The organism is Paraburkholderia phenazinium (assembly GCF_900142845.1).
Lineage (GTDB): Bacteria > Pseudomonadota > Gammaproteobacteria > Burkholderiales > Burkholderiaceae > Paraburkholderia > Paraburkholderia phenazinium_A.
This window is the reverse complement of record NZ_FSRU01000002.1, coordinates 48,576-69,220: the sequence shown is the minus strand read 5'-3', so window position 1 is coordinate 69,220 and position 20,645 is coordinate 48,576. Positions and strand designations below refer to the sequence as shown.

Below are 20,645 nucleotides of genomic sequence, written 5' to 3'. Positions count from 1 at the left end.
TCAGCTCTTGATGAAATAGTGCGGCACGAAATAGCTGGTGTTCTTGGTAATCGGATGAAACTCCTCGCGCAGGCACAGCCCCACCGGCTCGTCGCCCACCACCCACGAGCCCAGCGTCGCATAGCGCTCGCCAAAGCGCGGCAGCGGCGCGAACGCCTGATAGATGAAGCCCTCTTCACCGTAACGGCCCTCGTGCTCGATCACCTGTCCATCGTCCTGTACCAGGGTCACGTTCGCGCCTTCGCGCGACAGGAACGGTTTCTTCGCATGCGGGACGCCGTCGAACAGGTACGGCGTGAACGACGCCGGCAACAGATTCGGATGATCGGGAAACAACTGCCAGAGAACCGGCAGAATGGCCTTGTTGGAGAGAATCATTTTCCACGGCGGCTCGACCCAGCGCGTGGGACTCGAGATCAGATGCCGGCCGAAACGCTCCCGGATCATCCACTCCCAAGGATAAAGCTTGAACATCAACTGGATCGGCTCGTCCTGTTCGTCGTAGAACCGGCTGGCCGCGTCCACGCCGATGCGCGTCATGTCGAGGATCTTCACTTGCCAGCCGGCCTGGACCGCCGTTTCCATCAGATATTCGACGTTGCCGATGTCTTCGAGGCTGTCGAAGATGCAGCCGAAGTGCAGCGTCGGGACTTGCGGGTAATGCTTGCGCAGCCCACCCCAGCGTTCGATCAGCGCTTCGTGGATGCTGTTGAACTGATCGTGCGCCGGCTGGACGTCGGTCTTCCAGAACCATTGCGCGAGACTCGATTCGATCAGCGAGGTCGGCGTATCGGCGTTGTATTCGTAGAGCTTCGGCACCCCGTTCGGGTCGAGCGTCAGATCGAAGCGCCCATAGACGGACGGATCGCGGCGCTCCCAGGAAGCGCGGATCAGCCCTTCGTATGCAGGGGGAATCGCCATGCGCGCAAACAGATTGGCGCGGATCACATAATCCACGGCTTCCAGACAGCGGGCGTGCAATTCCTGGGTGGCCGTCCACAGGGCCTCGATTTCGGCCTCGCCAAAGACGTAGGCCGCGTCTTCGAGCCAATACGGAAACCGGCTCGCGTCGGGCGGCTGGGCGACACCGTTCTTGTCGATCGAATGAAAGCGGAAGCCGATGTCGTCGAGACGCTGCGGCCAGTCCGCACGCGGCGTCTGTTTGATTCGTTGCATGACGTTTGTTGTTCTACTGTCGTTTGCCTCGCCGTATGTTAGCGCATCGCCAACGCCCAGCGGCGCGGCGCGCGGCCCCACCTTTCGCCTCGTCTGCCGTGCGGACTTTCGCCGCCATCTAATTTTGTTAAGGTAATCTCGCGCGATTGCGATTCGCCTCCGGCGTGCCTAGGCAAAGGCCACGGCCCGGACGCGCACCGCGTAGCGACCCCGCGTATCCATTTCAACAAGAAAACTCACTATGAGACGACGCAGTTTTTTCGCTTCACTCGGCCTGCTGGCCTCCGCCCTCTCCACGAAGCACGCCTCCGCCCTGCCCACCAAGCCGGCAAGCGCCGCGGCCGCCCCCGACCCAACCGGCGCCGTGCGAAACAGCCGTCACTACCTGGAACGGATCGCCGCGCTCGACCGGCAAGGTCCGCAGTTGCGCAGCCTCATCGAACTCAATCCGGATGCGTTGCAGATTGCTGCGACGCTCGACGCCGAGCGCGCGGCCGGGACCGTGCGCGGTCCACTGCATGGCCTGCCGATTGTGGTCAAGGACAACATCGCCACCGGCGACCGGATGGCAACGACGGCCGGCTCGCTGGCGCTCGACGGCGTGCGCGCCACGCGCGACGCGCACCTGGTCGCACGCCTGCGTGCAGCGGGCGGCGTGATCCTCGGCAAAACCAATCTGAGCGAGTGGGCCAACATCCGCTCCTCGCGCTCGACGAGCGGCTGGAGCGGACGCGGCGGCCTGTCGCGCAATCCGTATGCGCTGGACCGCTCCACCAGCGGCTCCAGTTCGGGATCGGCGGCGGCTGTCGCGGCGAACCTCACGCGCCTCGCGATCGGCACCGAGACCGACGGTTCGATCGTCTCGCCGTCGTCGATCATGGGCGTCGTCGGGCTGAAGCCGACGGTCGGGCGCATCAGCCGCGACGGCATCATCCCGATCTCGCATACTCAGGACACGCCCGGGCCGATCGCCCGCACCGTCGGCGACGCCGCCCTGCTGCTGGCCGCGCTGGCCGGCCCGGACCCGCAAGATCCGGCGACCCTCGGCGCGCCCGCACCCGACGACTATCTCGCAGCGCTGAATCCGAATGCGCTGCGCGGCGCCCGCATCGGCGTGGCGCGCGAGTTCTTCACCGGCCACGATGAAATCGACGAGCGCATCGAATACGCGCTGGCTCGACTTGTCCTGCAGGGTGCCGTACTGGTCGATCCGATCGATCTGCCGAAGGTCGGCTACGAGACCGAGGAACAGGCGGTGCTGCTGCACGAATTCAAGCACGACCTGCCGCTCTGGCTCGCGACGTTTGCCCCACACGCGCCGATTCGCACGCTCGCCGATGTGATTGCATTCAACAACACGCACCGCGACCGCGAGATGCCGTACTTCGGCCAGGAACTGCTGATCCAGGCGCAGGCCCTGGGCGACCTCGACAGCGCGGTCTATGTCCAGGCGCTGGCCGCCTGCCGCAAGGGTTCGCGCGAGGAAGGCATCGACCGCGCGATTCGCGAGCACAAGCTGGATGCGATCGTCGCGCCGACCGGCGGCACCGCATGGCTCACCGATTTCATCAACGGCGACAGCGGCGGCGACGGCTTCTCCACGCCCGCTGCGGTGGCCGGCTATCCGCATCTGACGGTCCCGGCGGGCCTCGTGCGCGGCCTGCCGATCGGCTTGTCGTTCGTCGGTCCGGCATGGAGCGAAGCGCGGCTGCTGGCGCTCGGCTATGCGTTCGAGCAGGCCACCCAGTGGCGCGAAGAGCCTCAGTTCCTCAAACAATCGAGCATTCCGCCCCTGCGGGCTTGATGCGCTGTGCGGCATCCGGCGGTCATCTCACGCCGCAGGGTGCCTCGAAGGTCAAGATCCGTCCGAGCGTTCGCAAAACGCGCTTCCGGTTCATGTAGGGAACACTTCAGCGCAATTCCACGCGTTCCGATGCCATAATCGGCACTTCGCAGGCCCTCCGCTGACCGTTTCACCCATGACACTTGTCCAGAAAGCGCTTCTTGCCCCGCTCATCGTCGCGTGCGCGATGTTCATGGAAAGTGTCGATGCGAATGTGATCGTGACCGCCCTGCCCTCGATGGCACGGGACTTCGGCCGCGATCCGGTCACCCTCAAGATCGCCGTCACCAGCTATGTGCTGGGCCTCGGCGTCTTCATCCCCGTGTGCGGCTGGCTCGCCGACCGCTTCGGCGCCCGCACCGTGTTTCGCACCGCCATCGGCATTTTCGTGGCCGGTTCGCTGCTGTGCGCGGCATCCAGCTCGCTCGCCACCTTCACCGTGGCCCGCTTCATCCAGGGCGTGGGCGGCGCGATGATGGTGCCGGTCGGGCGCATCATCATCTTCCGCGTGGTGCCCAAGTCCGAGTTCATTCGCGCGATGAACTACCTGAGCGTGCCCGCCATGCTCGGGCCTGCCGCCGGTCCGCTGCTGGGCGGCTTCATCACCACGTATCTGCATTGGCGGCTGATTTTCTTCATCAACGTGCCGGTCGGTGTGCTCGGCATTTATCTGACCAATCGCCATATCGTCAACACCCGTGAACCGCACCCCGGGCCGCTCGACTGGATCGGCTTCTTTCTCTCCGCCGGCGGCGCCTCGCTGTTTCTGCTGGGGCTGTCGCTGATCGGCGGGGAGATGATGTCGAACAGCAATGCGGTTGGCATGTGCCTGTGCGGCGCGTTCCTGCTTGCCTGCTACGTACCGTACGCGCTGCGCATCAAACTGCCGCTGCTCGATCTGCGCTTCCTGCGCATTCCCACCTTCCAGGCCAGCGTGGCCGGCGGGTCGCTGTTCCGGATCGGCCTCGGAGCCTTGCCGTTCCTGTTGCCGCTGCTGTTGCAGGAAGGGCTCGGCAAAAGCGCGTTCGAGTCCGGGCTGATTACCTGTGCCTCCGCCTTCGGCGGCATGTTCATGCGGACCATCGCGTCGTCGGTGTTGCGGCGCTACGGTTTTCGCGACGTGCTGGTCGTCAATGCCGCGCTGTCCGGCATCGCCATTGCGATCTGCGGTGCGTTCTTTCCGGGCACGCCCACCTGGCTCATCTGGTTCGTCGTGCTGCTCGGCGGGTTCTTTCCGGCGCTGCAGTTCACCAGTCTGAACTCGCTGACCTATGCGGAGATCGCAAGCCGCGATGTCGGCCGGGCAACGAGCCTCGGCAGCGTCGTGCAGCAGATGTCGCTTGGCCTCGGCGTGACGGTCGGCGGCATTGTTCTGCAAATTTCGCAACTGCTGCATCACCATACGCATGTGGCCTGGACCGACTTCTGGCCGGCCTTCCTCGTCGTGGGGCTGTGCTCGTTCGCGTCCATCCCCGTGACGCTGCGCCTGCCGCATCGCGCGGGCGAGGAAATCTCGCGCGGCAGCCGCGGCTGATCCGATCCGTTAGCACTCCCGCAGAGAGCGGGGTTTTCCCTGGCGAGCGGCCCGCTGGTCGCGCCTGTCATCCGAACGACACCCACGCGCGGCAACATGGCCGCAGACATCGCCATTCCGCGCGAGGGTGCCGCGCCGCCCGTCGAAGCGGATGCATGCGACACGCCTTCCCCATCCCATCGCAAGCGCAATAGCAACACACCACCAGGAGATTGGTATGCAAGACGTGGCAGATCCCGACCGGTTGCAACGCGCCAGTGTGAAATCCGTCCAGCAGTACATCGACGAGCGGCCGATGTGGCCCGACGGCACGCATCTGCCTTCCGTGCCGATGACCGGCATGCAATGGCGCATCTGGGCGCTGGCGGCCGCCGGCAAATTCTTCGAAGGCTTCGTCGTCTTCATGACCGGTGTGGCGCTGCCGCTGATCTCGCGCGAATTCGGCATCGGCGCGGCGCAAAACGGTCTGATCAGCGCGGCCAGCCTGATGGGGATTCTGGTCGGCGCCGTGGGTCTGGGCGGCATGTCCGATTACTTCGGACGCAAGCGGATGTTCATTGTCGAGATGGTCATCTTCTGCGCGTTCCTGGTGCTGCTGGTGATGTGCACCAACTTCGTTTCGCTCGTGATCTGCCTGTTCGGTCTCGGTGTCGCGCTCGGTTGCGACTATCCGACCGCGCACATGATCATCTCCGAAAGCATCCCCAGTACAAGCCGCGGCAAGCTGGTGCTCGCCGCGTTCGGCTTCCAGGCGCTCGGCGCCCTGGGCGGTACCGCCGTGGGCTTTCTCGTGCTCTCGACGATCCCGAACCTCGATGCATGGCGCTGGATGTACGGCACAGCGATCATCCCGGCGCTGGCGGTGACCGTTGGCCGTTTCTTCATCACCGAAAGCCCGAGCTGGCTGCATATCCGCGGCGCGGTGGATCGTGCCGAGGCGGCAGCGACACGCCTGCTGGTGCGCACGCCGCAGTATCCGACCAGCATCGCGCTGTCGCGCGAGATCGACAACGCCGCCACCGGCCACGGCGGCCAGGGCAGCTTTTTCGCGCTGTTCGCCAGGCGCAACCTGCGCGCGACGATCCTCGCCTCGGTGCCGTGGTTCCTGCAGGATCTGGGCACCTACGGGATCGGCATCTTCACGCCGACCATCCTCGGCGCCGCATTTGGCGCCAAGCAGGACCACGTGCGCAGCATCACCGACCTGATCCTCAACGACATCCTCGCCGCCAAGGGCGCTGCGCTGATCACGATGCTGCTGATTGTAGGGATCATCTTCGCGGTCATCCTCGCGGACAAGGTGGGACGCATCTGGCTGCAGGTGGTCGGCTTCATCGGTTGCGCGGCCGGACTGCTGCTTGCTTCGTTCTCCGATGGATTCGAAGGCTCCACCCGGACCGTCATCATCTTCGCCGGGTTCATGCTGTTCAACTTCATGACCAACCTGGGACCGAACGCGCAGACCTATCTGCTGGCGGGCGAAGTGTTCCCGACCGCGATTCGCGGCACCGGCGCCGGTTTTGCGGCCGCCGTCGGCAAGATCGGCGCGGTGGCGACGGCGTTCCTGTTTCCCATACTGCTGACCGGTATCGGCACCGGCCCGCTGCTCTACATTCTCGTGGGTACGTCGATTCTCGGCGCCGTGGTGACGTGGATCTTCCGCATCGAAACGAATGGTGTGAGCCTCGACGAGATTGGACACTAACCCGTCCACGCATCGTCCTGGCGGCTTCAACCACAAGATGGCTTCCCAAGTAATGCGACGGAGAGAGGCATGACTCACCACGTTAAGAACCCGGTACTGCGCCTGCGCTGGCGGCATTGGGCCGCAGCGCCGCTGTGCGTTGCAACGCTTGCGCTGATGACGGGCGCATTTGCCAATGCGCAAGACCTCACGCTGACCGAAACCGGCTCGACCCTGCTGTACCCGCTTTTCACGACCTGGGTGGATGCGTATACCCGGTCGCATCCGGGCATCCACATTAACGTGGCGGGAACCGGCTCGGAGGCCGGCATCCAGCAGGTGCTGGCGGGCAAGGTGCTGATCGGCGCGTCGGATGCGTATATGTCCGATGCCGAGATGCGGCAACATCCGCAGATCATCAACGTGCCGCTGGCGATTGCCGCGCAGACCGTCAACTACAACCTGCCCGGTCTTGACGCAGCGCATCTCAAGCTGGATGGACCGGTGCTCGCCGGGATCTACAACGGCGCGATTCGCACCTGGGACGCGCCGCAGATCGCGGCGCTCAATCCGGGCGTCGCGCTGCCGCATCATGCGATCGTGCCGATCCACCGCGCCGAAGGCTCCGGCGATACGTTCGTGTTCACACAGTTCCTGTCGTTCGCGACGCCGGACTGGGAAAACGACAAGGGCTACGGCACGACGATCGCGTGGCCGAACGTGCCGGGTAGCGCGACGGCCGTGGGTAACGCGGGGATGGTGCAGGCCTTGCAGTCGACGCCGTATTCGATCGGCTATGTCGGCGTCAGCTTCTCCGACAAGCTGGCCGCCGCGCAGCTAGGTACCGTCGCGCTCAAGAACGGCGCCGGCGAATTCGTGCTGCCCACCAAGGAGACGATCACGGCGGGCGCCGCGTCGCTGGGTCCGCGCACACCGGCTGATGAGAGGCTCAGTCTCGTGTATGCGCCGGCCTCGGGTGCCTACCCGCTCGTCAACTATGAGTATGCGGTGGTGTCGACGAAGCAGGCGGATCCAGCGACGGCTGCAGCATTGCGCCGCTTCTTGCTGTGGTCGATCGTGCCGTCAGAAACCAATGAAGCGTACCTCGATACGGTGCACTTCATTCCGCTGCCGCCGCATACGTGGGAACTGAGCCAGGCGCAGATTCAGTCGATCAGGTAAGCGGTTTGTGCTGTCCGGAGGGCGCGCTCGGTTCGGGCGCGCCTTCCGGCCCATACACAGTCACACGGCTAATCAGTGACCGCTGTGCAGATGCGCTGCCTTCTTGGCGGCATGCTCGGCGTGCTCGCTCGCATGCAGGCCATGACCGTGCGCGAGATGCGCATGATGGCTGGCCGCCTCGTGATCGCCCGACTCGGCATGCTTCGCCGCTTCGCGATGGTGCCTGGCGGCCGAATCGAGGTGCTTGGCTGCTTCGTGGTGATGGTGATGAACTTCGTGTTGATCGCTCATGGAAGTCTCCGGTATCTGCTACGAGGCCCGCTCCACGATAGGAGTGAGCCTGTCCACGATAGTGAAAAGCAGTGTCACTTGCGTGACCCCCGTCGCGGAATCCGACGGGGGGCGACTCTCCAGGTCAACGCGAAATGCGCAGCCGATACGACCCTACGTTACGACTGCGTCGGGCGGCCGGTCTTGACGGTTTCCAGCGCAGCAATCGCCGCCAGCAGACGATTCGACGTTGCGCCTTCGAGCAGCAGCAGACCCGCACGCAGCACTTCGCTCTTCTTCACCGACACGCCGGCGTCGAGGCATTTTTGCTTCAGGGCAGCGATTTTGTCGTAATCGGATTTGGGCATCGTGAAGCTGTCGCGGACGACTTTCTCTTTCTTCGTGACTTCTTTCTTTACGGTTTCCTTCTTCACCGCTTCTTTCTTCACCGCCTCTTTCTTCACAGCTTCTTTCTTCGTGCCGGCTTTTTTCGCGGTTTCCTTTTTCGCAGCGTCCTTCTCCGCCGTGTCCTTCTTCGCGCGCTGGGGCTTGTCGGCCGCCACTACGCTAACCTCAGCCGCTTTCTCTTTCGCTGCGGTTCTGGCTTTGGGCGCGGCCTTTTGCTTCGGTTCGGCTTTCGCCTTCGGCGCTGCCTTTTCCTTGGTGGCGGTTTCTGCCTTCGGTGCGGCCTTGTCTTTCGCTACAGCCTTCGCCTTCGGCGCAGCTTCTGCCTTCACAGCGGCCTTGCTGCCGCGCGACGCTTTCGGTGCTGCGGCCGCCTGCGCTTTCACGGTTGCTTCGACCGGTGCGGCGGCCTGGGCGTCATCCGTTGCGGTGGTCGCCGTTGCACCCTTCGGAAAGTGAAAGGCCTTCTTGGTCGGTTTTTTGATGCTGGGTTCGTTCATTGTCATCTCCATGTCATAAACAATATAAACAGTATATACGGTTTATATTGTTTGATCGATGCTTCGACATGTGGCAAACCCGCGCGCGCCGATTCGCAAGTTGTCCACACATTCTGTTCGTAAGGATGTGGATAACTCGCGGGCAAAGCGGGCAAGTGGTTGAAGCTAAGGGATATTTGCGGGGCGCGTTCGGGTTGCGCAGGGGGCGGCCCGCGCGGCTTATTCCTCGGCCAGCGTCAGCGCCGCAATCTCGCAGTTCCGCAAGCTGCGCAGCACAGCCGGTGCCAGCAGCAATTTGGCCGCGCGCAAACCGGCGCCCATCACGACCTGCTCGCGCTCCATCACCGCAGCGTCGACGAGGATGCGCCAATCGTCCGGAACCCCGAACGCCGTGATACCGCCGAATTCCATGCCGCTATGTTCGACCGCGACCTCCCGCTTGGCGAACGAGAGCCGCTGCGCGCCGAGATGCGCCTTGACCGCACCGTTGATATCGAGCCGCAGCGAACCGAGCGTGACGATCGCGGCGTAGTGCTCGGCGCTGTCCTTCTTGTAGCGGATCACGATCGTGTTCGCGCAATCTTCCAGGCCGAAGCCGTAGCGCGCGCTGAAGGCGGCTGTGTCCGAAGCGTCGTCGCTGACGGTGAATACGATCACTTCGCCAGGCGGCAAATGGCCAATGACATGCGCCGGCAGATGCTCGGCAAGCTGGTCGGCTGCGATGACGTCCAGTTTCTGGAGGGATTCGTGTGAGTGCATGGCGGACAGGCGGTTTAACGTGACTCTATTCTAGCGGGTCGGTTTTCGACGTGCAGCGCGGGTCGTGCGTCACACATCATGATTGAGCACCGGGCTCCCATACGCAGGAGATATGGCAACCGCCATTCACAGGTATTTTCAATTTGGCGCCGTGTCTCGTATCCTCGCCTTTGTCATCCACCTGGGCGACATGACGTTTTGCTGAACCCTGATCAAGAGGCGTTACGTGTTCTCGCTTAAAACTGCTTGCCTTCGCACAGCCCTCGTTGCCGCCACGCTTTGCGCGTTTGCGACTGCCACGACATACGCGTCCGACTTCGAACCGCATCACCACCACCCCGCGAACGAAGCAGCCATCGGCGTCGCATCGCAAGGCGGCGTACTGGTACGCGACCTGCCGCTCGAAGGCGGCGAGTTTCAACGCGTGCTGTACGACGCGCCGCCGTCGCAAGTGCGCGGCATCATCGTGATGTTTTCGGGTGGCGCCGACGATATCGGTATCGAGAAAGACGGCGTGATCAGGCACGGCGACAACTTTGTCGTCCGCTCGCGCGATCTTTGGACTGCCAGGGGTTACGGCGTCGTCCTCGTGGACGCCATCGATCACCAGTCGATGCGCGGCAAGCGCAGCACCGACGCCTATGCCGCCGTGACACGCGAAGTGGTCGCCTTCGCCCACGAGCAGGCCAACGCGCCCGTCTGGGTGATGGGCACGAGCCAGGGGTCGATTGCGGCCATGAATGCGGCCTCGCACGCGAGAGGCGAGGAACTCGCAGGCGTGATCCTGACCGAATCGGTATCGATCCTGGGCGCTTCGCACGAGACGGTATTCGATGCCCATCCGGAGGACGTCCACATCCCCGCGCTCGTGGTCGCGAACCGCGACGATCGCTGCAAGGTGGCCCCGCCGTCGATGGCCGACGCCATTGCGCAATCGATGCGCAACACCCACGCGACCGTCCTGTTCGTGCAAGGGGGCGAGGTGCGCTCGTCGAACGAATGCGCGTCGCTGTCGCCGCACGGCTACTATGGTATCGAAGGCACCGTGGTCGACGATATCGCCGAGTGGATGGCCCGCGTGGGCGCCTGACCGCAGTCGCGGCCGGCGCCCTCCTCGCCCAGCGGTCGACCAGCCTCAGCTATTCGACGGCGGCGCGTCCGCCGCATGCTGATCCGGTTTGCAGTCCGTAGCATATTTCGCCATGAGCCGCGCGCGAGCGTCGGTGATGTCGAGCGAATAGTTGTCGATGGCCGGCCGGTAACCGACGGCCTCGAGTTCGGTCAGCTCGCGCATCATGTCACGGTGCGTCAATTCGCCGTTTGCCGGCTTGAACGGATAGCTGTTGCATTGGTGCGGGGTAAGCCGGTCCGAGGCCATGGCGCAGGCGCTGGCCATCATCAGCCCGAGGGGCAATGCGTACTTCAAGGGGGTCTTCATGAGCGTCTTCCTCCAGTTTGTCTGATCACACCCTTCGGCTAGACGGCCCGTGTTGCGCTAGCAAATGGGCCGGTGCAGAAGTTGCGCTTTCAGCATAGGCTGGACGGCTTGTCGTTGCCACTTCGAACGCGTGAAGGTTTTTTCATGTCCGCATAGGGGAGCAGGATTGCACCCACCGGCATTACGTACCGTTGCTGACCGTAAAGACGGAAACCGCCCCGTCGAGGCGCGTCACCTGTTCGTCGAGCGACTGTGCGGCAGCCGCCGCCTCTTCGACCAGCGCCGCATTCTGCTGCGTCACCTGATCGATCTGACTGATCGCGACGTTGACTTCCTCGATACCGTGACCCTGCAAATCCGACGCCGTAGCGATCTCTTCGACAATGCCCGCGACCCGGCGTATTGCCTGTTGCACCTCCGCGGTGGCGCGACCCGCCTCTTGCGCCTGTTGTGAGCCCGACTGAATCGTGGCGACCGATTGCTCGATCAGATCCTTGATCTCCTTCGCGGCAGACGACGAACGTTGCGCAAGGCTACGGACCTCCGCCGCGACCACGGCGAAGCCCCGCCCTTCTTCGCCCGCGCGAGCCGCCTCAACCGCCGCATTCAGTGCGAGGATGTTGGTCTGAAAGGCCACGCCTTCGATCATCGAGATGATTTCCGCGATCCGCGAGGAGCTCGATGCGATTTCGTTCATCGTGCCGACCATCCGCTCGACCGCGAGATTCCCTTCATCGGAGATTCGCGTCGTGCTGATCGCAAGCGCGTTGGCCTGGCGTGCGGCGTCGGCGTTTTGCTGCACGGTTGCCGTGAGCTCGCCCAGGTTGCTGGCCGTCTGTTGCAGCGACGCAGCCTGCTGTTCGGTCCGCGAAGACAGATCGAGGTTGCCGGCAGCAATCTGTTTCGACGCCACACCGACCGCATCGCTCGACGAGCGTACCTCGGCGACGACGCCGGCCATCTGCTCGAGCAGGCTGTTCAATGCCGTTGCCGTGTGACCAATCTCGTCCATGCGCACCACGCTTGCGCGTTGCGACAGATCCAGCGACTCGCTGACCCGCTGCAGCGTGTCCTGCATCTGCCGCATACCCCGGCTGATAAGCCGATAGAGGCGGCCCCCCAGTATCCCGGTCAGCACGAGCGCTGCGCCGGCGATCGCGAGCATCAGGCTGAACGCGAGCCGGTAGGCGTTTGCATTTTCTTCGCGCACGAGCTTGCCGCGCGCGATGTCCTCGCTCAGATGCTCGTGCAGGCCGTCGTTGAGCGCCAGCGCAGCGTTATGAACGGCGCCGCCGTCGTGAAGCATCGCGAGCGCCCCATCGCGGTCGCCCGCCTGCATCTTCTCGAAGAACGCGTCGCGGGCATCGCGATAGGTGGCCATGCGGGCGCCGTCCGCCACGAACAGTTTTTGATCGGTGTCGTCGGAGACTTCCTGAGCCAGTGCACGAGCCATCACTTCGTCAAACTGACGGTCCGACTCGGCAACCTCCCGTTTCATCCCCGAACGGCTGGCGTCGTCCACACCGTCGACAACATAGCGGTAAACGGCAAGCCGCATGGCGGCAACGTCATCGAGCGCGGCCGATATCGATTTCAGGCTCGGTATCGTACGCGTCTCCAGCCCTTCGATGCGCTGATAGGACGCGTGAAGCTGCATCAATCCGTAGCCGCCGACCACCGCCAGCGCGAGCAGTGCGCCTCCGAGTGTCATGGCGAGCCAGCGAACAATCGTGATGTTTTTCATTGTCGTTACGCTCCTTCTTTCTTGTCCAGTCCGGTAACCGTCGCCACGTCAGCTTGACGACAGGCTCCGACCGGCATGTCGTTCAGACTTCATCGGCTAAAGCGGCAGAGGCAACCGTTTCGGCCCACCTCGTTATCCACGACTCGATTCCGTCGGCGCTCAACGGCCGGCCCAGGTGATAGCCTTGCGCCACATCGCAATGCAAGGTTCGCAGCGTTTCGAGCGTCGTGGCGTCTTCTACACCTTCGGCGACTACGCGCAAACCCATGTTGTGCCCGAGCGCGATCGTCGAGCGCACAATAATTTCGTCGTCCGGACCGCTCACCATGCCCATCACAAATGAGCGGTCGATCTTGAGTTCATCGACAGGCATACGCTTCAGATACGAAAGCGACGAATACCCGGTACCGAAATCGTCGATGGACAGGCGGATGCCGAGTCGATGCAAGCGATCGAGTATGGCGATTGCGTGTGCCGGGTCATCCATCAACGCACTTTCCGTAATCTCGAGCCACAGCCAGCGAGGCTCGACGCCGTGCTGCCGCAACAACGCTTCGAGTACATCGGGGAAATCCGCCTCGGCGAGATCGCGGGCGGAGACATTGACCGACACGCTGAGTGCGATCCCCTTTGCGTGCCAGGCTGCGCACTGGGAAATCGCTTCGCCTGCGACCCAGCGCGAGATCGAGCGAATGAAGCCGGTCTGCTCGGCGAACGGGATGAACTCTCCCGGCGGCACGACGCCCCTCACCGGATGCACCCAGCGCACCAGGGCTTCGACGTGCGACATGTCGTTGCTGGCGAGATCGACTTTGGGCTGGTAGTAGAGACGCAGCTCGCCGTACTCGATTGCATGCCGCAATTCGCTCATCAGCGACAGGCGTTCCTCGCCATAGCGCTCTTCGCTTTCATCGTACACAGACATGCCGGCATTGGTGCGCTTCGCCCGATACATGGCGACGTCCGCTCGCCGCAACAGTGAGTGCACGTCGCCGCCGTCGTCCGGGAAGATAACGATGCCAATGCTCGCGGCCACATCCACCACATGGGCCTCGATGACGATCGGCTCTTCGAGCGCTTTCAGCATCGCCTGGGCGATGCGCTGTGCAGTGCCCAGCTCGCCACCCGGCAGCAAGATGGCGAACTCGTCGCCGCCCAGTCTGGCAACCGTGTCTGTGTCGCCCGGGACACAGCGTATGAGGCGCTTGGCGACTTCGTGCAACAGCAGATCGCCGATGTGATGACCGAGCGTGTCGTTCACATATTTGAAGCGATCCATGTCCAGCATCATCACCGCAAGCGGACTGCGTTCCGGCGCGGCCATTTCGATGGCCTGCTGAAGACATTCGTTGAAAGCAACCCGGTTGGGCAATCCGGTCAGCCGGTCAACGTACGCCAGATCGGTGATGCGCGCCTCGCGCTCGGCGATGTCGTCGCGCATCTGACCGAATGCCGCCGCCAGCGCGCTGATTTCGTCTTTCTGCGCAATCTGGATCGGGGCGCTATAGTCGCCGCGGCCGATGCGTTGCGCGAAACGGGTCAGCTCGGCAAGCGGCCGTGTCACGCTACGCGCGGTCAGCGTCGCGCCGGCGATCGAGATGACGACACCGGCCAGCGTCAGCAGGAACAACGTCGATTGCAGCTTGCGATACGGCGCCATGGCTTCGTCAAGCGATGTCTGCAACACCGCAGCCACCGGCTGGTTCGACACCGCAAGCCAGACGATCCGCGATCCGAAACCTTCGTTGAGAGAGACACTCGCACTTTGCCGCTCGACCAGCGTCGCGGTGCGGCTTGCACGCTCAAGCGCGGTGCGTTGTTCAGCGGGCAGCGAGCTTGCGAGGACCGTCCATTGACCGCCGGCCGGCCGCGCGATGAACGACACGTGCAGCGATGCCACCTCCCGCATTTCTCGGGCAGCAATATCGTCGATCGCAAAGCCCATCGCGACCCATGCAATCGTCAACGGCGCTTTTACCGGAACGAGCACTAGTTCGTACGGCCGGCCATTGACTACGCCAATGATGGACGACGCATCTTTGTGCGTGGTGTGCTGAATCAGCGACGGAAACGGAAACGGCTTCCCCGCACTCGCCGGATCCCGGCTATCGGCGATCAGCTTGCCGTCGAGCCCGACCAGCATCACGATGTCGGCATGGATGCGGTCACCCTGATTCTGCAACGCTGACAGCACCGTCGTCTGATCGCGCAAGGCGACCGCTTCCCGAAAGCCGAAATCGGCTGCGACGACCGCCGCCGCCTGGTTCAGTTTTTCCGTGTCCGATTGCAGGACCTTCCTGAACACGCGCTCGCCCATCGCCAACTGGGCGTCGACATGCGCGTGCGCCACCGACGCGATCACGCTACGGGTGGCCACAAACACCGCGGCTTGTATCGCCAGCATCAAGAGAACAAAGACGAGTGCGATTTTCGATCGCAACCTGTGTAAGCGCACAGGACCTCCGCGCAATACGCCGGTTATTCGGCGTCCAGTTTTACGGTGAACGTCGCCGCGCTGTTCGCGCTCGCGTCGATCGTTTGCGTGGGCCGCGCGTTCGCGTCGCTCTGCCGATAGTGCCAGACGGTCACGCGATAGCGATCGGTGGGCAAGTTGGCGAACGTCGCATTGCCGCTGGCGTCGGATTTGGCGAAGTACGGCGTATCGACAATGAGCAGGTACGCCACCATCATGTCGTGGATGTTGCAGCCGAGCACCACGAGGCCCGGTTTGTCGAACACGACCGGGTGCGGCGGAACGCCTCGATAGAGCTTCAGTTCGAAGCGTTTGGGTGCGGAGAGCGAATAGACGTCATGCGCAATATCGTCGAGATTCGGCAGCTTGACCGATGCGCCGGTCTGAATCACCGAGACGAGCGGTACGAACATCTTGTTCTTCTGTGCGATGACCGCGCCGGCCGGCGGACGCGCCGGCAACCGGCCATCCACTGGAGTCGCGTAAATCACCGCGTCTGCGATGGGAGCCCCTGCCTGGTCTGCGACATGGACCGCAAGCGTGGCGGCATTGACATTGGCTGCCGGCACGGCGCCGCTCATGGCTGCCACACAGGCGGCCGCCGTCATCCACAAGGTCTTCCCCGTTTTCATCTTTTCGTAATGTTGGTGTTGGTTAGCGGTCAGCAATGACGGGTTGGAGTGCTTGCCTTCAACACGTGCCGCGAGCGCCCTTGTATAACGGCATAACCTGGGCGGTTATTCCGTGCGGCCAACATCAAATTATTTAAAGGGGGTGATAGGTCAGGGCTATGTGTTGCGCGCCGCGGCCTGGTGCAGTGAGGAGTGTTGATGATGTGCGTGTTGATGGGGCGTGCCGATGGGGTCCGGGTTCGCGCGTGTTGGATGGCGGCGGGTCGATGATGGGGCCGCTGATGGGCCAGAAAAACAAAAAGCCGTTGAATCTTTGCTGGATTCAACGGCTTTTTACTTGATCAATATCTTGGCGGAGAGACGGGGATTCGAACCCCGGATAGGTTATTAACCTATACACGCTTTCCAGGCGTGCGACTTAAACCGCTCATCCATCTCTCCGGCGGGAGTCGAATTATAGCAAACTCTGGGGCGCGCGCCAGCCCCGTCCGAAAACACCGGCAAAACGCCCCTCGAACCACCCCGAACCCCCCGCCCAGCGCCCATCCAGCCACCCTCACGGATGCCGGATATAGTCCACCAACGCCCGCGTATAAGCATCCGGCTTGCGATCCGCGAGACTCACCAAGATCGCCACCAGAAACCCCGCCGGCACGCCAAACACGCCCGAACTGATCGGCTCGATGCCAAACCACCGGGTCCCGACGAACCCAGTCATCTGCGTAAAGAACGGGTATGTGGAGACGATGTAATAGATGCACACCACGAGCCCCGCCACCATCCCGGCCACCGCCCCAAGCCGCGTCGTGCGCTTCCAGAACACGCCGAGCACCAGCACCGGAAACAGGCTGGAGGCCGCTAGCGAAAACGCCGCTCCCACCAGAAACAGGATGTTCCCCGTATTCAGCGACGCCACATACGACGCAAACAGCGCCACCCCCAGCAGCAAGATCTTGGAGATCGTCACGCGCCGCTGGCTCGATGCCGCCGGATCGACCATGTGATAGTAGACGTCGTGCGAAAGCGCATTCGCGATGGTCAGCAGCAAGCCATCGGCGGTCGAAAGCGCGGCCGCCAATGCCCCCGCCGCAATCAGCCCCGACATCACATACGGCAGCCCCGCAATCTCCGGCGCCGCCAGCACGATCATGTCCGGCTGCATCTGGATCTCACTCCACTGCACGATGCCGTCGCGGTTCGTATCGACGACGCTGATCAGGTTCGGCTCGATCCTGAGCCACTGCGTCAGCCACTGCGGCAGATCGGCAAACGGGTGCCCCACGAGATTCGTCAGGATTTCGTACTTCATGAGCACGGACAGCACCGGCACCGTTAGATAGAACAGTGCGACAAAGAACAGCGTCCAGCCGACCGAACGCCGCGCCGACGCCACCGAAGTGGTCGTGTTATAGCGCGTCAGAATATGCGGCAAGCTCGCCGTCCCCAGCGACAAACACAGCAGCAGCGACAGAAAATTGCGCTCGTGGGTGCGCCGGTCTTCACCGCTGATGGGCGGAAACGGCTCGGACATCGGCACCGGCGCCGAGGCGCGCGTCAACAACACCTCGCGCTGTTGCGTCCATACGATCTTCGCGGCCGCGGCATCGTGCGGAAAACTTTCGAGCGCGCGCTCGCTCGTGTTGATGTCGCGTAGCGGGCCGTTGTGCCGGCGCAAATCCGCCACCTTCTCGGTGAGCCCCTGCTTCTCGTCGATGAACGACTGCGGCAGCCCGTCGATCTGCACCTGCAGTTTTGCTGCCTGCTTCCGGTAGTCGTCGCGCACGCTCTGATCCAGCGGCGCATCGCGCACCTGACGCTCGAGTGTCTCCACGCTCTCCATCAGGTGTCCATAGTTAAATTGCGGCGCCCAGCCGAGGCCGTCCTTATGCGCGATCATCGACACCGGAATCAGGATCGCCAGGATCAGGATGATGTATTGCGCCACCTGGGTCCACGTCACCGCGCGCATGCCGCCCAGAAACGAGCACACCAGAATGCCCGCCAGTCCGCAAAAAATGCCCACGGCAAAATCGACGCCGATAAAGCGCGTCGCAATCAGCCCCACGCCCTGAATCTGCGCGACCAGATACACGAACGAACAGAGGATCGCAGCCAGGGCCGCGAGGCCGCGCACCGCGTTGCTCGAGAAACGCGTGCCGAGGAAATCCGGAATCGTGTAGCGCGCGAGCTTGCGCACATACGGCGCGAGCAGGAACGCCGTGAGGCAATAGCCGCCCGTCCAGCCCATCAGATACGCGAGGCCGTCGTAACCGGTCGCGTAGATCGAACCCGCCAGACCAATGAAGGATGCCGCCGACAACCAGTCGGCAGCGGTCGCCATGCCGTTGAAGGCCGACGGCACGCGCCGTCCCGCGACGTAGTACTCCACCAGATCGGAGGTTCGCGACAGCAGGCCGATCACCGCATACACGGCAATCGGCACGAACAGGAACACATAGCCGATCCACACGCCCGGCCCGGTCACGGCTTCGATGCGCCACATCACATAGATGAAGGCCAGAAACCCGAGCGTGTAGAACGCGTAGGAGCGGATGAGCCGATGCGTGAGCGTCATCGGCTCAGTTTCCGCGCGCCGTTGCTGCGGCGTTCGCGTCCGCTACGAACGCGCGTTGCAGCGTGCGGTCGGCGCGCTGCATCAGCACGATGTAGGCGAGAATCAGTGCGACATAGACGAGGATTGCGCCTTGCGCGCCAACGTAGAACGGCAGGCTGAAGCCGGCGAAGCGCACCTTCGATAGCGAAGGGGCGGCCAGCGGCACGACGAACGAGACCAGAAAGCCCGCCGTCATCAGCACGGCGATGCAAACGAGATTGAAGCGCCAGTAGCGTCGATGCGCGCGCGCCATCGCCTCCGAGACCGGTGGCGGCTCGGGCAGCGGGTTCAGCGCGGGTTGGGCGGAGGTATGCGGCGTGGTCATGCGCCTATTTACCAAAAAGACACCGTGCGGGCAATCGGGATTGTCCGTGGCGCCACCGCCATGCGCGAAGAATCATCGGGAGGCGGTGAGCGCTGAGCCGCGTGCCTGACAGCGAAGCGGCAAATCGACTGGGCAAGACCGTCAACCCGTCTGAGGGGTAAACCTGTCGATTTGAGCGTCGTTCTCGTGAAAGTCGTACATCACATTGCCCTTGGCGTCGCTTTTATAGTTTGCGATCGGCAGTTCGCCTCGTTCGTAAAGCGTGCTGACCGAAATCCGCCCTCGCGCGTCCTTGCGAATCAGCGCGAAGGCTGTGCCGATTGGCGCCCCTTTTACGTCCGGCTGAAAATAATCGTGAATATGGGTCCCCTGCGCCGCAGGTCCGGCCGCTCCGGTAATCCGCGTATCGGCCTGTGCTCCACTCTCACCGTGTTTTCCATAATATATGACGGAGGCAAATGGATATTGCTTCGCCACGTCGATCAGATCGTTGTTTTCCGGGTGCGTCAGCGCCTTCCTTGTTGCATCTGGTTTTAACTGTTCATGCGCCTGGCGGAGAAGACGCACGCCGTCCTGAGCCGTCTTCCAGTTACGCGTTGGAGTCGACGTTCCAACGTGGTATGCGTAGAAATGGGCGTTGTCGGCCGCAAACATCACGGTGCATCCACTCAGGCCGCCGGCGGTCACCAGCAGAGACCCTTTGGGTGGAATATCCGCGAAGGCTATCCTGACCGCGCCCACACCCTCCTTGCCATTGGCTAGTTCAATGACATCCGTCTGGGAGCTCAATTTACGATTGCCGCGCCCCCATCCACCGTAGTACATCTTCCCACCCTGACATAGCGAGGTAATCCCCTTGCCATTTCCGGTGTACAGAACCTCCCTCGTTTTTTCAGTTCCAGCATTCGAAGATTTAACTGGCTCCGACATTTTTACATCATTGTCGTAACGATAAAAATCAAAATTCGTCCTGATCTCCGATTTCTCACCTACGTAAATCGCACCTTTATTTTTAAGTGCCTCGATCTTTCCATTTCTTATCCGATGGGCGTCGCTGGAGAATTTCGCCTTGATCGCCGACACCAGCTTCGCGGCGCCGCCCTTCTGTTTTGAAGGGGGCGTCGTGCTCGTCCCAGGAACCGGTCTGGTTGCGCCGGTACTCGTCGCGCCGGTGCTGGAAGACGCGCCCGCTCCACCGCTTCCCTGGGTTTCCTTCTTACCCTTCGCGTCAATCGGCAATTTTGGAGGATGGGTCGGGCTGGCAGGATAGCCGACACGGCCACCCTTTATTCGCGTCGGAGGTTTGTACCTCGGGCGTCTCGCCCCACCCTCCGTCGCCAGGCGTTTTACAGGAATCGGGACGCTGTCCGCGGACGGCAAATCGTTGATGCTGAAGAGCAAATCGTCCGCCTGATCCAGGGTTAGCGGCTTCTTTTCCTCCAGCGTGTGAAGCGCACCGGCATTGACAGAGACTAGATTCATCGCCGCACCAACAGGATGAAAATTTCGCAGACCTACCATAATCGAGTCGATCTGCTTGAAGTCTTCCGCAATCTGGGCGCGCTCCCATTCGGCGATATTTCTATCGTGCACCAGAACATGGTGCATGTCGGTCGTACTGGCGGCGAAGGCACCCACGGGATGTCCAAGCGCATCTTTAACGATCCGCAATACCTCTTCCAACGTGTACTTCGACTTGATCCGAACACCGCCCACATATTCGACCTTGTCGGGTCCGTTATGGGCGGGTGCTTCCTGCTGCGGCTTGGACTGCCCCGCTCCACCCGGTGAAATGATGGAGCGGCTGATGCGGGAGCCGCCCGGCTTCACGCCAGCATGTGCCGCCTCGTTCACTGTCTGTTCAAACCCGCTGTAGATGGCAAGACTGCGATCAACTTTCATCAATGACCTCGCGATAGACGGTGGTCAGGCGTAAGCCCTCGGATTTCACTCACGCAGAAGCCGTCCGCAGTGCGTCCGCCTGGCCGTATCCGATAGTGACCTCATGGTTTCGCGGGAGGCATTACCCCAATACTTCGAGACGTTCGCGCGCAAGCCTTCGCGGT

16 protein-coding genes and 1 tRNA gene are annotated in these 20,645 nt (G+C 62.6%); 5 read left to right on the top strand and 12 right to left on the bottom strand.

The features are described 5' to 3' along the window. A complete protein-coding gene (locus BUS12_RS17500; RefSeq protein WP_074297739.1) occupies positions 1 to 1,176 on the bottom strand; it encodes a glutathionylspermidine synthase family protein in 1,176 nt (391 codons plus the stop codon). 241 nt (positions 1,177 to 1,417) lie between these two features. On the opposite strand from BUS12_RS17500, the gene BUS12_RS17495 reads away from it, so the two are divergent. From BUS12_RS17495 to pstS, 4 genes are all read left to right on the top strand, one after another. Then, entirely contained in the window at positions 1,418 to 2,980 is a 1,563-nt protein-coding gene (locus tag BUS12_RS17495; protein ID WP_074297737.1) for an amidase, read from the top strand. 175 nt (positions 2,981 to 3,155) lie between these two features. Beyond that, positions 3,156 to 4,553: an MFS transporter gene (locus BUS12_RS17490; protein WP_074297735.1), complete on the top strand. Its 1,398-nt coding sequence runs from the start codon at positions 3,156 to 3,158 to the stop codon at positions 4,551 to 4,553. 217 nt (positions 4,554 to 4,770) lie between these two features. Further along, positions 4,771 to 6,258, top strand: a complete 1,488-nt coding sequence (locus BUS12_RS17485) for an MFS transporter (protein ID WP_074297733.1) — start codon at positions 4,771 to 4,773, stop codon at positions 6,256 to 6,258. A 69-nt stretch (positions 6,259 to 6,327) separates the two neighbouring features. Further along, complete coding sequence (gene pstS / locus BUS12_RS17480) at positions 6,328 to 7,419, top strand: phosphate ABC transporter substrate-binding protein PstS (protein WP_083640499.1); 1,092 nt, start codon at positions 6,328 to 6,330, stop codon at positions 7,417 to 7,419. Positions 7,420 to 7,491: 72 nt separating this feature from the next. Here pstS and BUS12_RS17475 read toward each other — a convergent pair whose 3' ends face one another. From BUS12_RS17475 to BUS12_RS17465, 3 genes are all read right to left on the bottom strand, one after another. Beyond that, the gene (locus tag BUS12_RS17475; protein WP_074297731.1) at positions 7,492 to 7,710 is read right to left on the bottom strand and encodes a hypothetical protein; all 219 of its coding nucleotides are present in this window, start codon (positions 7,708 to 7,710) and stop codon (positions 7,492 to 7,494) included. Between the two features lie 158 nt (positions 7,711 to 7,868). Then, entirely contained in the window at positions 7,869 to 8,480 is a 612-nt protein-coding gene (locus BUS12_RS39935; protein WP_437123874.1) for a hypothetical protein, read from the bottom strand. Positions 8,481 to 8,813: 333 nt separating this feature from the next. Then, positions 8,814 to 9,353 carry a YbaK/EbsC family protein gene (locus BUS12_RS17465; protein ID WP_074297727.1) on the bottom strand — a complete coding sequence of 180 codons (540 nt, stop codon included), beginning with the start codon at positions 9,351 to 9,353 and terminating at the stop codon, positions 8,814 to 8,816. A 226-nt stretch (positions 9,354 to 9,579) separates the two neighbouring features. Here BUS12_RS17465 and BUS12_RS17460 point away from each other — a divergent pair, with 226 nt between their 5' ends. Then, a complete protein-coding gene (locus tag BUS12_RS17460) occupies positions 9,580 to 10,443 on the top strand; it encodes an alpha/beta hydrolase (protein WP_216352727.1) in 864 nt (287 codons plus the stop codon). 45 nt (positions 10,444 to 10,488) lie between these two features. On the opposite strand, the gene BUS12_RS17455 is transcribed toward BUS12_RS17460, so the two are convergent. The 8 genes from BUS12_RS17455 to BUS12_RS17420 form a co-directional block, all read right to left on the bottom strand. Next, on the bottom strand, positions 10,489 to 10,791 hold the full coding sequence (locus BUS12_RS17455; protein ID WP_074297725.1) for a hypothetical protein: 303 nt from the start codon (positions 10,789 to 10,791) through the stop codon (positions 10,489 to 10,491). A 181-nt stretch (positions 10,792 to 10,972) separates the two neighbouring features. Continuing rightward, positions 10,973 to 12,535, bottom strand: a complete 1,563-nt coding sequence (locus tag BUS12_RS17450) for a methyl-accepting chemotaxis protein (RefSeq protein WP_143788390.1) — start codon at positions 12,533 to 12,535, stop codon at positions 10,973 to 10,975. A gap of 82 nt (positions 12,536 to 12,617) precedes the next feature. Further along, positions 12,618 to 14,939 (bottom strand): bifunctional diguanylate cyclase/phosphodiesterase, encoded by a 2,322-nt coding sequence (locus BUS12_RS17445; RefSeq protein WP_253190155.1) that lies wholly within the window; start codon positions 14,937 to 14,939, stop codon positions 12,618 to 12,620. Positions 14,940 to 15,013: 74 nt separating this feature from the next. Further along, positions 15,014 to 15,640 carry a methylamine utilization protein gene (locus BUS12_RS17440; RefSeq protein WP_253190154.1) on the bottom strand — a complete coding sequence of 209 codons (627 nt, stop codon included), beginning with the start codon at positions 15,638 to 15,640 and terminating at the stop codon, positions 15,014 to 15,016. 350 nt (positions 15,641 to 15,990) lie between these two features. Then, positions 15,991 to 16,081: transfer RNA gene (locus BUS12_RS17435), tRNA-Ser, on the bottom strand. A 115-nt stretch (positions 16,082 to 16,196) separates the two neighbouring features. Continuing rightward, positions 16,197 to 18,215: a sodium:solute symporter family protein gene (locus tag BUS12_RS17430; protein WP_074297722.1), complete on the bottom strand. Its 2,019-nt coding sequence runs from the start codon at positions 18,213 to 18,215 to the stop codon at positions 16,197 to 16,199. A 4-nt stretch (positions 18,216 to 18,219) separates the two neighbouring features. Next, the gene (locus tag BUS12_RS17425; RefSeq protein WP_074297720.1) at positions 18,220 to 18,579 is read right to left on the bottom strand and encodes a DUF4212 domain-containing protein; all 360 of its coding nucleotides are present in this window, start codon (positions 18,577 to 18,579) and stop codon (positions 18,220 to 18,222) included. A 141-nt stretch (positions 18,580 to 18,720) separates the two neighbouring features. Then, complete coding sequence (locus BUS12_RS17420) at positions 18,721 to 20,481, bottom strand: cytotoxic necrotizing factor Rho-activating domain-containing protein (RefSeq protein ID WP_074297718.1); 1,761 nt, start codon at positions 20,479 to 20,481, stop codon at positions 18,721 to 18,723. Between the last annotated feature and the right edge of the window lie 164 nt (positions 20,482 to 20,645).

What these genes read in the sequence shown, in the direction of transcription:
- BUS12_RS17420 (WP_074297718.1), bottom strand. Translation starts at nt 20,481, where the DNA reads ATGAAAGTTGATCGCAGTCTTGCCATCTACAGCGGGTTTGAACAGACA.
- BUS12_RS17445 (WP_253190155.1), bottom strand. Translation starts at nt 14,939, where the DNA reads ATGCTGGCGATACAAGCCGCGGTGTTTGTGGCCACCCGTAGCGTGATC.
- pstS (WP_083640499.1), top strand. Translation starts at nt 6,328, where the DNA reads ATGACTCACCACGTTAAGAACCCGGTACTGCGCCTGCGCTGGCGGCAT.
- BUS12_RS17430 (WP_074297722.1), bottom strand. Translation starts at nt 18,215, where the DNA reads ATGACGCTCACGCATCGGCTCATCCGCTCCTACGCGTTCTACACGCTC.
- BUS12_RS17455 (WP_074297725.1), bottom strand. Translation starts at nt 10,791, where the DNA reads ATGAAGACCCCCTTGAAGTACGCATTGCCCCTCGGGCTGATGATGGCC.
- BUS12_RS17485 (WP_074297733.1), top strand. Translation starts at nt 4,771, where the DNA reads ATGCAAGACGTGGCAGATCCCGACCGGTTGCAACGCGCCAGTGTGAAA.
- BUS12_RS17495 (WP_074297737.1), top strand. Translation starts at nt 1,418, where the DNA reads ATGAGACGACGCAGTTTTTTCGCTTCACTCGGCCTGCTGGCCTCCGCC.
- BUS12_RS17440 (WP_253190154.1), bottom strand. Translation starts at nt 15,640, where the DNA reads ATGAAAACGGGGAAGACCTTGTGGATGACGGCGGCCGCCTGTGTGGCA.
- BUS12_RS17425 (WP_074297720.1), bottom strand. Translation starts at nt 18,579, where the DNA reads ATGACCACGCCGCATACCTCCGCCCAACCCGCGCTGAACCCGCTGCCC.
- BUS12_RS17465 (WP_074297727.1), bottom strand. Translation starts at nt 9,353, where the DNA reads ATGCACTCACACGAATCCCTCCAGAAACTGGACGTCATCGCAGCCGAC.
- BUS12_RS17490 (WP_074297735.1), top strand. Translation starts at nt 3,156, where the DNA reads ATGACACTTGTCCAGAAAGCGCTTCTTGCCCCGCTCATCGTCGCGTGC.
- BUS12_RS17450 (WP_143788390.1), bottom strand. Translation starts at nt 12,535, where the DNA reads ATGAAAAACATCACGATTGTTCGCTGGCTCGCCATGACACTCGGAGGC.
- BUS12_RS17475 (WP_074297731.1), bottom strand. Translation starts at nt 7,710, where the DNA reads ATGAGCGATCAACACGAAGTTCATCACCATCACCACGAAGCAGCCAAG.
- BUS12_RS17500 (WP_074297739.1), bottom strand. Translation starts at nt 1,176, where the DNA reads ATGCAACGAATCAAACAGACGCCGCGTGCGGACTGGCCGCAGCGTCTC.